This window comes from Streptomyces azureus (genome assembly GCF_001270025.1).
In the GTDB taxonomy this organism is placed as follows: Bacteria; Actinomycetota; Actinomycetes; order Streptomycetales; family Streptomycetaceae; genus Streptomyces; species Streptomyces azureus.
In genome coordinates, this window is the sequence record NZ_DF968255.1 from 38,190 (window position 1) to 50,253 (window position 12,064).

The 12,064-nt window shown below is 68.7% G+C and carries 6 protein-coding genes and 4 pseudogenes; 3 read left to right on the forward strand and 7 right to left on the reverse strand.

Going from position 1 to position 12,064, the window contains the following annotated elements; genetic code table 11:
* Positions 1–51 precede the first annotated feature (51 nt).
* Both AOQ53_RS41035 and AOQ53_RS14875 read right to left on the reverse strand, forming a co-directional pair.
* Positions 52–860: pseudogene (locus AOQ53_RS41035) on the reverse strand (IS5 family transposase).
* A 145-nt stretch (positions 861–1,005) separates the two neighbouring features.
* A complete protein-coding gene (locus AOQ53_RS14875) occupies positions 1,006–1,623 on the reverse strand; it encodes a L,D-transpeptidase (protein ID WP_059417523.1) in 618 nt (205 codons plus the stop codon).
* Positions 1,624–1,819: 196 nt separating this feature from the next.
* Here AOQ53_RS14875 and AOQ53_RS14880 point away from each other — a divergent pair, with 196 nt between their 5' ends.
* On the forward strand, positions 1,820–4,600 hold the full coding sequence (locus AOQ53_RS14880) for an ATP-binding protein (protein WP_059417524.1): 2,781 nt from the start codon (positions 1,820–1,822) through the stop codon (positions 4,598–4,600).
* 378 nt (positions 4,601–4,978) lie between these two features.
* Here the strand turns inward: AOQ53_RS14880 and AOQ53_RS42850 are convergent.
* Both AOQ53_RS42850 and AOQ53_RS14890 read right to left on the reverse strand, forming a co-directional pair.
* A pseudogene (locus tag AOQ53_RS42850) lies at positions 4,979–5,074 on the reverse strand (DUF4287 domain-containing protein); the annotation flags it as partial.
* A 428-nt stretch (positions 5,075–5,502) separates the two neighbouring features.
* Complete coding sequence (locus AOQ53_RS14890; protein WP_059417525.1) at positions 5,503–6,456, reverse strand: AraC family transcriptional regulator; 954 nt, start codon at positions 6,454–6,456, stop codon at positions 5,503–5,505.
* Between the two features lie 136 nt (positions 6,457–6,592).
* On the opposite strand from AOQ53_RS14890, the gene AOQ53_RS14895 reads away from it, so the two are divergent.
* Positions 6,593–6,889, forward strand: a complete 297-nt coding sequence (locus AOQ53_RS14895) for a DUF1330 domain-containing protein (RefSeq protein ID WP_059417527.1) — start codon at positions 6,593–6,595, stop codon at positions 6,887–6,889.
* A 907-nt stretch (positions 6,890–7,796) separates the two neighbouring features.
* Here the strand turns inward: AOQ53_RS14895 and AOQ53_RS14900 are convergent.
* From AOQ53_RS14900 to AOQ53_RS14905, 3 genes and pseudogenes are all read right to left on the reverse strand, one after another.
* On the reverse strand, positions 7,797–8,282 hold the full coding sequence (locus AOQ53_RS14900) for a hypothetical protein (RefSeq protein ID WP_063888894.1): 486 nt from the start codon (positions 8,280–8,282) through the stop codon (positions 7,797–7,799).
* 721 nt (positions 8,283–9,003) lie between these two features.
* Positions 9,004–9,229 (reverse strand): annotated as a pseudogene (locus AOQ53_RS46245) (IS5/IS1182 family transposase); the annotation flags it as partial.
* Between the two features lie 262 nt (positions 9,230–9,491).
* Positions 9,492–9,644 (reverse strand): annotated as a pseudogene (locus AOQ53_RS14905) (cysteine hydrolase); the annotation flags it as partial.
* A 615-nt stretch (positions 9,645–10,259) separates the two neighbouring features.
* Between AOQ53_RS14905 and AOQ53_RS14910 the strand changes: the two are divergent.
* Positions 10,260–11,561, forward strand: a complete 1,302-nt coding sequence (locus AOQ53_RS14910; protein WP_059417533.1) for an MFS transporter — start codon at positions 10,260–10,262, stop codon at positions 11,559–11,561.
* The last annotated feature ends 503 nt before the right edge of the window (positions 11,562–12,064 follow it).

Consider the following 12,064-nt stretch of genomic DNA (forward strand, 5'->3'; position numbering starts at 1 on the left):
CCCGCACCTGCTGTCTGCACCCTCGTCGCCACAGGGGAGTAACTGTTCGTTTCAGAATGAGATTCGGAGGCGGCGGAGGCATATGAGGCTGCAGGCCAGTTCGAGCAGGCTCTGATGGAGGTCAGCGCGTCGCTCGTAGCGGATGCGGAGTCGTTTGAACTGATGCAGCCAGGCGAATGAGCGTTCTACGGCCCACCGGACCTTGCCCAGTCCGGAGCCGTGGGCGACGCCGCGCCGGGCGATCAGCGGTTTGATGCAACGCTTCCACAGCAGGCGGCGGTACTTGTCGAAGTCATAGCCCCGGTCGGCGTACAGGCGCCGGGGCTTGCGGCGGGGGCGTCCACGGAGACCGCGGATCGACGGGACGGCGTCCAGTAGCGGCAGGAGCTGGGTGACGTCGTGGCGGTTGCCGCCGGTGACCGTGACCGCGAGCGGGGTTCCGTGGCGGTCGACAATCAGGTGGTGCTTGGAGCCGGGACGAGCACGGTCGACGGGCGAGGGGCCGACATGGTCCCCCCTTTGAGGGCCCGGATGTGCGAGCCGTCTACGGCGCAGGCGTCCAGGTCCACCAAGTCTGCGCGGCGCAGTTCGGTCAGCAAGGCGGCGTGCAGGCGCGCCCAGACGCCGGCCTCGGTCCAATCCCGCAGTCGGCGCCAGGCCGTGACGCCGGAGCAGCCCATGGTCTAGGCCGGGATGTCGCGCCAAGCAACGCCGGTCCTCAGGACGTACATGATGCCGGCGAGAGCCGCCCGGTCCGGAACGCGAAGCCGTCCGGGATGACGGCGGCGTCGTTCGGGAGCAGGCGGCAGTAGCGGGGCCACCCGTTCCCACAGGTCGTCCGGAACAAGATCAGCACGCACCCGGACACCTTGCCGACCAAGATCAGCGAGCGCAAGACCCACACCTCAACTCGTTCTGAAACGATCAGTATGACGCTCCGTCCCCGGATGCCGAGACTTCCCGGGACGGAGCGTTCGGCGAACTGCGCCGTGGGCTACGCGTGGATCAGCGCACCGTGAGCAGGGCAGCGCGCCCGTGCTTGTTCATGTAGCTGAACAGCTGGGCGATGTGGTTGGGGTGGAGCTTGATGCAGCCGTTGGACTTGTAGTCCGACACCCCGTCCCAGCGCTGCGGGCTGTCGGCTCCGTTGCGTGGCCCCTGCTTCCTGTCCCTGGTCATCTCGCTGTGGATGAACAGCGCGTTGCGCTGGGTCTTGCGCGGGTAGCAGTTCTTGGCAGGCAGGCCGATGGCGTACCCCTTGATCGTCCTGTTCCGGCTGGTCTCGAACGAAGACGGTCGGTACGTGCCGTTGGGGAGCCACCCGACGTCCTTCACGCACTCGTCCCGGTACCGCCTGCCCGCCGGCGTGCCGTTGTCGGCCGCAGTTCCCCAACCTGACCCGGCGCGGTAGCTGGCGACACGGGTCCTGCCGTTCCAGACCTGAAGGGTCGAGTTGGACGGGTCTTTCGCGTTCTTCACGAACACCAGCGCCACAGGGGACGCGGCCGCGGCGTGGGGAGCCGACGGTGCACCGGCGGTCGGTTGGGCAGTGGCGGTGACCGCTCCGGTGGCGAGCACGGCCGTGGCGGCGATCCCCACCACCACCCTGTTCATCATGTTCATGGTGATGTGTCTCCTCGGTTATCCGCCCTTACCGCAGGGCGCCGGCCGGACGTTCCGTGCCGTCGGGCACGACTGTTCCGTAGCCGGGCGAGGAGAACACCAGTGCAAGCAATTCCCGCATTTGCGGCGCAATGTGCATCTCCGTAACCTGCTGCCTTTCGGTTGCACTGCAACAAAGGACAGGCGGTAGCGGGAGTTGACGACGGGGGAAGAAGACTGCTTCGAGAGCCTCGCGCACAGCCTCGTACGGGCGCTCGACGCATGGGCCGCGTGCGTGGACGGTGCGGTGTCGAAGGGTCGACCGGCGCGCAAGACGTTGGTCAGGTTGTTGGAGCAGGAGCGGGACACACCGGGGTGGGCGGCGCGCGCCCCCATCGACGGGCCCCTGCTGTCGTACTGGCTCCGCGGTCGTGGGCAGTTGCTTCCCGGCACCAAACACAACCGGCTCCCCGGTGTCGAGGACAGCGCGGCCGTCGCTCGAGCGCTGAAGGCGCAGGCACCCGGCAACGCCGAGCGGTTGCCTGCCATCGGCCGGGAGATCTCCAATCTGGCAGCCAGGCTCCAGGAGACGGCCGGACGCGGGTGGCGCCGTCGGATCGGCGAGAGCAGCTTCGTCCAGGCGGGCGAGACGGGCGCCCTGCCGCAACAGCGCGGTGACCGGGGACGGCGGGACGTGCAGGGTGACGGTGCCGCGCATGTGCCCGCCCCGCGGGCTCCTGTCGGGCACAGCATGGAGCAGGCGACGAGCTTCTTCGGCCGGACACCCGAGCTCGTCGCGGGCAGCGCGCTGATCGAACGCGGCCGCCTCGTCACACTCGTCGGAGTTGGAGGTGTGGGCAAGACCCGGCTGGCCCAGCGCCTGACCCGGGACGTGGCACATCGCTTCGAGGACGGCGTCTACTGCGTGGAGTTGGCCGATCTCCACTACGGCCATTCCGTGGCCGCGACAGTCACCGCGGCATTCGGTCTCCAAGTCTCGGCCGAACAGGATCCGTTGCGCGAGCTTGCCACTGCGTTGCAGGGACGCAGGGTGCTCCTGCTCCTCGACAACTGCGAGCATCTGCTGGACGGGTGTGCCCGGACCGTTCGAACGCTGCTGGCCCTGCTGCCGCGACTCCGCGTCATCGCCACCAGCCGTCAGCCCCTCGACATCGGCGAAGAGCACGTGCTGCGGGTGATGCCCCTGGACGTTCCCCCTGTGAGCGACGGGAGCCGGAGGCGGAAGGACGCCACAGGGCGGATCTGTCCGGAATCCTCAGCCGTCGCCCTCTTCACAGACCGAGCCGAGGCCGCTTGTCCCGGATTCCGGGTGACCAGCACCAACCAGGCGGCGGTCATTCAGGTATGCCGCATGTTGGACGGCCTGCCCCTGGCTCTTGAGATCGCCGCACGCCGACTGCGCACGCTGACGCTGGAGGAACTCGCGCAGCGGATCGAGCACCGGTTTCGCCTGCTCGGTCCGGGAGGCGGTGAGCGCACCGCGCATCCGCGACACCGCGCACTGCGTGCGCTGTTCGACTGGAGTTGGGACCTGTGCACCGATGACGAACGGGCCGCCTGGCAACAGCTGTCGCTGTGTGCCGGGGGAGTGCTGTTGACTGATGCCGAGCAACTCTGCGGGGCCAATTTCACGCACGGAACGCGGGCTCCGGCCGGCGACCGTGCTGTCGACGCCTTCGCAACCCTGTCCGGACTTGTGGACAAGTCCCTCGTCAGCAGGGTGGACGTGGGCGGTCACACCCGGCTCCACATGCTTGAGACGGTCCGCGCCTACGGGCTGGAGCGTCTCAGGGAGAACGACCACGCGCAGAATGCCGTGCGCCGCCACCGTGCCTACTTCCTCGATCTCGCGGCGCGGGCGGGAGCCGCCTACGGCTCCGCCGAGCAGGCCAACTGGTTGCGGCGATTGCGTCCCGAGCACCCCAACCTGCGACAGATCGTCACTGCTGTCCCGCCGGCCGGGGAGCCCGCCGAAGCCGTCCTGCGTGCGGCTCAAGGCTTCTGGCTGCACTGTCTGACGTCGGGCAGGGTGGGCGAAGGCGCTCACTGGATGCAGGTGATCATCGACCGTCACCCATGCCCGTCCGAGTCGCCGGGAGCGGTCTTCTCCTGGTGCCGCGCCGCATGGGTTGCCGGCTTCCTGCTGCTGATGCACGGCGACCGCGACAACGCCGACCGAGTGATCGACATGGCTGACCAGCCGCTGGCAGACCTGTCCGCCTCACCCGGCCCGTCAGACGTGACGGCGGACGAAGGGGAGCGGGCCGAGCTTGCCGCCGCCTTCCTTCAACTGCGAGGGCTGGCGGCCCTCATGGAACAGGACATCCCGCAGGCTTCCACGTACGCGCTGGCCTCACTGACCGCCGGGCGGTGGTCGACGATGCTGCTGACGCAGCCACAGTGTCTTGCTCAACTCGGTCTCGCCGCGGTGATGCAAGGAGACCGCGTGCGGGCCCTTTCCCTGCTGGAGGAAGCCCTCGCCATCTCCGCGACGCGCGGTGACACATGGCATCGGTGCTACCTGCTGTGGATCCTCGCCATCATCCACGGAGAAGCCGGGGAGATTCCGGAGGCCCTCGGTCTTCTGCAGTGTGCCCTCCGGCTCGTGGAGGAAATCGAGGAGCGCATGGGAGAGGCGGTACTGAGCGACACCCTTGCTTGGCTGCTTGCCTCGCAGGGCGACGCCCGCTCGGCAGCACTTGTGCTCGGAGCTGTGGACCGCGTGTGGAAACCCTCCGGCGTTCCCCGGCATTTCGGATTCGCTCATATGGCCGCTCACCGTCGGCGAGCCGTGGAACAGGTACGTCAGATGCTCGGGGAGACGGCCTACACGCACGTCTACCGGGAGGGTCAACGTCTCGCTCTGCGCGAAGTGCTGGAAACCGCCTTCGCCGGACATGGGGCACTTGACGGACGCCACAGCCAGTGGGCCGACAAGGGCATCGGCTCCGGGCGGGCACTGCGCCTCCCTCGATAGGAGCATTCGCGCGCGTGGCCGAGTCGGGGAGGCAGAGTGCGCTCGCGTCAGGGGTGGGTGGCGTAGGGCAGGAACGCTCGAACTGGCCTGCAGCCTCATATGCCTCCGCCGCCTCCGAACCTCACTCTGAAACGAACAGTAAGTGTCAAGTTCCGTGGATCACGAGGCTCCAGAGACGTCCTGTAGCCAGTCGTCGAGCGCGGCGAGGTCGGTGTCGGTGAGCAGGGGCTGTCCCTGGTGCTGTGCCATCACCCATGCGCGGTCCGTGCAAAGAACGAGGGGCGGCCCCGACCCAGCCCCGTCACGGGATGAGAGCAGCACCCCCGTCGTTGACGAGGGTGCGCTCGGACCACCCCATGCGCTCCCATGCGTGGCAGCTCAGGTGCCGGACCGCTCGGCGAGAGTGTGCGTGACGAGGGCATTGGCGTGACCGTGGCCCAGCCCGTGCTCGGTCTTGAGCCAGCTCACGCGCTCCGGCCAAATGTGCCGGTCGGCAGCGCCTACGAGCTGGCAAGGCGGCGAGGGCGGTCGGCGGCAGCGGGCTACATCCAGCCGCAGCCACCGCTGCTTGCCGGCCTCGTCAGGCAGGCGGAACCGAATGTCTGTCGCCGGCCTCGTCCGACTCATACGGGGCGTCGCCCGCCGTTGGCGGCCCAGATGGCCGAGCGCTGGCGCACCCGCTACTTCGAAGGCAAACCGTATGACCGGACACCCGCTGGGCCCTACCTGACCGCCTGGTGCGCTGTGAACCTTCACCAAACGGGAGGACAAGCCTGCCCCGGCCGCTTGCCGGCACGCACGGAGGAGGGTCGAGTGAACCGCGATCTTCCATGGTCAGCATCTCCCGGGCAGTCGAGCCATTGAACCCTGGTCCAACACCATCCCGGATCCGCTTGCCGGCCTCATCCTGCGCCGGTGGGTTGCGGCTCGCGTTGTGCGCGGCGGTAGCGGCCGGGAGCGACACCGTAGGCGCGCTTGAAGGCGTTGGAAAAGGCGAACTCCGAGGTGTAGCCGATCCGTTGGGCCACCATGGCCAACGGATCGTCATCGTCGCGCAGCATCCGCGCCGCGGTGCTCAGCCGCCACCATGTCATGTACGCCATCGGCGCCTGCCCCACTGTCTGGGTGAACCGCCTCGCGAATGCCGTCCTCGACATGCCGACCTGATGGGCAAGTGTTTGCACCGTCCACGGGTACCCGGTGCGGCGGTGGATGTGGTTGAGAGCCGCAGCCACTGCCGGATCGGTCAGAGCGGCGCACCAGCCGGCGGTCGGGCTGCGGGAAGTTTCCTCTCGCAGCCACGCGCGAAGGACGTACACCAACAGCAGATCCAGGAGGGCGGGTAGGGCGGCGTCCGTTCCTGGGCCGGCGTCCGCCAGGTCCGCGCCGAGGAGATCGACAGCGGCCCGCAGCGCAGGGTGCCTGCCCGGTCGCGCGGGTATGTGGATCACCTCAGGAAGGGCGTGCAGGAAGGGGTGCACCTGCCCCCGGTCGAGCCGGTAGGCACCGCACAGCAGGACGGTGCCGCTCATAGCCTGGTCGGTCCTGGAGCTGTGCGCTCCCGACAGGTCCGCGCGTTTCGGGACCGGGTCGGGCGGCAGGAGGGCCGGCATCATGCTCGGATCGCTGCCCATGCCGTGCATGGCTCCGTGGGGGAGGAAGGCGACGTCGCCTGCGCTCAGCCGGATTGCGTCGCCGTCCGAGGGCAGCAGCCAGCAACCGCCGCGCAGCACGATGTGGAAGCCGGCCCCCGGGTAGGGGCCGAAGCGGTTGCCCCACTCCCCGTCGCGGTAGGAGTGCGTGAACTTGGGACGGCCGACCCTCATCGTGGCGATCACATCGCTGACGACGTCCATGGGCCGACCCTACCTGTCCGCCTCCCCAGCGGGACGATGACGTATGTTCTGGCCCATCTCACGCATGGAAAGGACCCGTTGGTTCTCCGTACGGTCGAGTTCACCGGATCCCGACCTCGACGGAGGAAACCCGATCATGCCCGCATACGTCGTCATCGACCTCAACGTCACCGACCCCGCCGGATTCCAGCAGTACATCGACGGTGTGACTCCGCTCATTGAGCGGGTCGGCGCCCGCAATCTGCTGATCGATGAGGACGCCGTGGTCCTCGAAGGCGACTGGACGCCCTCGACCCTGGTCATCCACGAGTTCCCATCCAAGGCCGACCTGCAGGAGTTCTGGGACGCGCCGGAGTACCAGCCCCTGAAGGAAATGCGGCGCAAGTACTCAACGGTCAAGGTCGTCGGGGGCCAGAGCCCCGACGCACCCTGACATCGCCGCCCGCTGGCGGGCTACGCCTGGTTGTGGCTCGCGCGGCTGTCCTCAGCTGCCTCGTCCGAGTTCTCGAGGGCTTCGCCCGGAAGGGGTCCAGTGCTGCGGGCCGCTCGTGATGCGGCAGCCGCGACGTCTTGGAGACCAGTGCTCACATCCAGCGTTCGCGGGATAGCTCGCCCGGAAGGAGGAAGCCGAGGACCTCGGCGAGTGGCTTGCGTCCTGGCCCTCACCCGGGGTCGGGAACACCTCGCCGCAGTCGGTGCAGGTGCGGCGCTGCTGCATCTGCCGGCGCTGCAGAGCCGACAGCGGCCGCATCTTCTCTGCCCGCTCCGGGTCCCTCAGCGCGACCCGGTCCCGGTACCAGCGGGTGTAGGTGTACGCGACCGGACGCCGCCCCACGGCGGACTTGCACAGCACCCTGCCCAGCTGGGTCTTGGTCCGTGGGAACGCCGGCACCAGGCCGCGATGATCTGCTGTGAGACGGCATCAGTAACGTCGTGCCGGTCTCGACTGCCAGGTAGTCGGTGAGGCAGTCGTCGGTGCCGCACGCGACCGCTACCCCTGTAAGCATCTGGCCCCCATCCAGAGTGCAATCGCTTGAGGACGCGCCGGCAAGGCCATCTTGCTGAAGGTGCACCGGCCGGGCGTCACCGGCCCTGACGCGGATCTGTCATGGAAGGCTCCGGTCGGATCGTGGCGGTCGGCGTGGGTGAACGGGGCGACCGCCACGGTGCCGTCGTCGTTGATGCGGGCGGGGGGGCCGCGAGCTGGGCGAGGACCGGCTCGACGGCGCCCACGCACTGTTCCTGCTGACCTCGGGCGACGTTGTATCGGCCGGTGGCAGCATCAGCGACGTCCTCCGTTACCGAAGACGCCGTCAAAGACCCGGTGGGTCCGGGTGGTGTCAGTGGTGTTTGTCGATCGCTCGGAAGCTGCCTACGAGCGCGAATGGCGCCGCGGCCCCGTCGAAAACCGTCGTGCCGGGGATTGCGCTGCTGGCGTTCCGGGGCCCAATAGTCGCAATTGCAGCGCCGTTGTCGCAGGTGATCCCGGTGAAGAACTCGACGGTCCTGTCACTCTCGTTTCGAACGTTGAAGCTGGTGGCGGGACTGCTGATCACAGCGGTGCACACACCCGGCTCGACTGAATAGCTTCGCTCGTTGACGTGGACCTGTCCATTGTCGTCGTTCCTGTGGTCGAAGCGGGTCCGGCCGTCGCCTCCGAGCGGAACAGAGGCATCGGCATCCTGCGCCGACGGGGCGGATTGCGGGACGGAACTGGAGGCCGAGGCGTAGTTGACACTCGTTGCAGCCAGGGCCGTGATGCCCACCGACACTGCGATCGCGACAACGGCACGCCTACGCGTTCCGTTTCTCTTTCTCTCAACCATTCCGGTTCTCCATCTCTCAGGGATGTCAGCTGAGCGGCCGACCATCAATGAACATACTCAGGGCTATTTCTGTCGCCACCTCAGAATCGTCCGGGGGGTGACCGAAAAGGGGCCGATCGGGTGTTCGAAAGGCCGAAGTCGCCCTTCTGATGGTTCATCAAAAAGATGGTAGGCAAAGCTGCTTGATAGGCAGGTTGAGCCGCTCGGGTGACTGGGCTGACGCTCATTCACGCTGCTGCTGGCGTGTCGTGCATTGATAACGCTCCCCGCACCGGCTAGGGCTGCACCCGCACTCCTAGTTCTGCGCTGGTCAGCGGCCTGTCGGCTGGGAGTCGTCATGAGGTGTCGCTCCGCACCGGCTCCCGCCGACGAGTCCGGCGGTCGCGTGGGGCTCGTCGCTGTCCGACTCCAGCGGTAGGCGCGGCAGAGGGGAGCCTGCACTGCGGGCGCTGCTTGCCGTCGACCGGCACGACGAAGGCAGGTCGTCGCCCGCCGGCTCCCTCGCGGTCGAAGCCGGGCGGGCGTCGCCGCCGATCCCCGGCGGCGCCGGCCGGCCTGGCCACGCTTGTCCGGAATGGTGTGTGGGAGCTGCCGTCGGCGCAGGTACTCGCGCATCTCCCGGGAGGAGTACGCCCGGTCGGCGAGCACGTGAACGGGCCGGGTCCGCAGGCGGCCTACACCGATGCGGGCACACCGATGCGGTTTGCCGCTCGGCGAACAGCGGGGCATTACCCCGCTGCCCAGCGGTGACGGCCGTGGCCAGGACTTGGAAAGAGGAGTCGACAGCGAGATGGATCTTCGTGGTCAGACCGCCGCGCGAGCGGCCGATGGCGTGGTCATCCGGCTCCGCCGACAGGCCGTCCGGATACACGTCCGGCCCGGACGGTGACCCCCCTTTTCTGGGCCCCGGCGGCGTGCTGGTGGGCTCGGCAGACCGTGGATTCGACCGAGACTTCCCACGCGAGATGCCCGGCAGTATCTGCCTCGACCCGCAGTCTGAGTGGCGGCACCCGGTGGTGACACCGGTTGTCGATCGGCGGCGAACACCGCCCGTCTTTGACGGAGAGTCATATCACGGAGTTTTGAACCCTCTTGGGTGCCTGAGGTGGCAGGCTGGGACTGCTTTGCGTGGTGAAGGGCGCCGGTGCCACAGAAGTTCAAGGACGATCTGTACGCGGCGATCCGCCGCGATGCGCTGGCGGTCTCGGGCTATTGCGGTGCGATGGCTTTGAGCCAGTCCTCGACGGTGACGACATCTGCCCACTGTGGGAACGGCTTTTCGGTGAGCATCGTGTGTGCCTCGGGGGCGGTGTCGAGGCAGGCATCCACCAGGACGGTGAGGTCGAAGTCCAGGTCGAAGGAGGACCACTTGGGGAACAGGACCGGCCGCCAGCTTCGAGCGCGCGCCTGGCAAGGCGAAGGCCGGCTGCGGAGGCGGGCACAAGGTGAGCGACCGGCCAGCAGCCCAAGCGGCATCCCAGGGGTGCACCTTGCACCCGGCTTGCCGCGGCCTCCAGCGACAGGCCTGCCGGAGATCGACTGGCTGATGTTCACTGACCGCGCGGGGGAGCGATGGCTGCGGCAGCCGAACAGTCTGTCCCCTCGCCGGGCAGCAGCCGACCCACCAGCCAGGCCGCCGATCAAGAAGCGAGGCTCCTTCACGAGTGAGCCCAAAAGTCGGGAGGTGGACTACTGCGGTGGCTCACCGAGCTGACCTGTCCTCCCGCCGCTGCCGACCGCGCCCAAGCCCGGCCACCACGGGTGCGGCGGTGGGGAGCGGCGCAGCGGCACCCTACGGGCGGAGAGTCGTGGCGCAACAGTGCGAGCGTCGATCCGCTGTACCAAGACCTCGGGAGGGACCTAAAGATGAAGTGGTGAACGGCCACGTCCGCATACGCCGTGCGCAGAAAAGACCGGGCGGCTCGAACACCTGGGGAAGGATTCCGGTCCGAAGCCGTCACTGCACTGGAGGTTCGAATGAAGCTGTCGCTGCCGCACGCGGTGAGAGCCTCCCCCTACCGGCCGGTGGTCGCTCACCCGGTGCTGCGGCGTTTGCTGCCGGGGTACACGGTTTCGTCCCTGGGTGACGGCATGGCCGTAGTCGCCGTCAGCTGGCTGGCAGTCGAGTTGGCACCCGCTGACGACCGCGGCATGTGGGTGGCGTTCGCGGCAGCCGCCTACACCCTGCCCGGCGCCGCCGGTGCGGTACTGCTCAACCGCCTCCTGCGCGGACTCCGCCCGGCCCGGCTCGCCACCTGGGACGCGCTGCTTCGTGCCGGCGCGCTCGGCGCGATCCCGCTCGCCCAGACCATCGGGGTTCTCTCCATCTGGCTGTACGTCGCGCTGCTCGGCGCCTCCTCGGTGCTGCACTCCTGGGGCCAGGCCGGCACCTACACCTTGATCGCCCGCCAGCTGCCCGAAGGGCACCACCTCGCGGGCAACGCCGTGCTCTCCACGATCGGCTCGGTGTCCACCGTGACCGGGCCGCTCCTGGCGGCCCCCCTGGTCATCTGGGGCGGGGCGGCATCCGTGCTTGCCGTCGTCGCCGCCACCTTCGCCGTCCTGGCCGCCACCCTCCGCCTGGGCATGCCGCCCGACGCCGACACAACCGCCCCCGACGAAGCGGACCAAGCCTCCCGGACCAGCGGCTTCGGTGTGATCCGCCACGATCGTGGCCTGGCGGGCTTGCTTCTGCTCAGCGCCGGGTTCTTCCTCCTGTTCGGCCCCGTCTACGTCGCGCTGCCCCTGCATGTGGCGGATGACCTCCATGCACCGGTCGGCGTGCTGGCCACCTTCTACAGCCTCTTCGGTGCCGGGGCTGTCGCCGGGGCCGTGCTCACCGGCTACCTGCGGCGCCTGCCGCTGGGCCCGGCCGCCGCCGGTATCGTCGCGGTCTCCGGCGCGGCCCTGTTGCCGCTGGGGCTGGGCGCACCCACGGCCGCCGCCCTGGCCGGCTTCGCCCTCGTCGGCCTGCTGTGGCCGCCCTACTCCGCGATGTCCACCACCCTGTTCCAGCGCTCGACCACGCCCGCCCTGCTGCCCCAGGTCCTCACCGTGGTCTCCGCCGCGCGCACCCTGGCCGTTCCGCTCGGCACAGTCCTCGGCGGTCCGGCCGTGGCCGCCCTCGGCCCCACCCGCACACTCCTCGTCAGCGCTGTCGGCATTCTCGCCCTGGGCCTCGCCGCAGTCGCTGCCCTGCCGCGGAGGGCACGGCCGGCGGATCGAGACCGCCCACCCGCAGCCCCTGCTCCGAAGCCACCGACCGCCAGCCACTCATAACCCGCACGGCCGGCCACCCCTGCGGCCTGATCACAACGGAAAGCAACGAACACAGGAGCGCCGAGGGCGATACAGATCAACTGGACAACGGCCCACACCAGTCTCAATCCCGTGCACAGCATCCGCGCCTCCCAGGTCGGCGGTGCGTGTAACAGCAGCCCAGCGTATCGGCGATGGCCGGATCGCAGCACACGCACTACCGCACGCCGCCGCCGCTTCTACCTGATCCCGATCACCCCGCCGACCAGCGACCTGTCCGCCAGGTCTCGCGAGGCCACGCCGACGCGGGCGGCCGAGTACGGGCCGCTGTGGCAGGACGGCCGGCCACGCCGTGCGGACGATGGCGCCTGCCTCCACCAGCACCGAGCCGTGCCTTTGACGTAGGACGAGCGGGACGCCCCCGCGCAGAACTCTCCTGCTGGTACAGGCAGGTACCTAGGAGTTGTCGTCAAAGTGTCAGGCCCACATCAGGAGTGATGCGAGGGTGACGGCCGCCTTGTAGG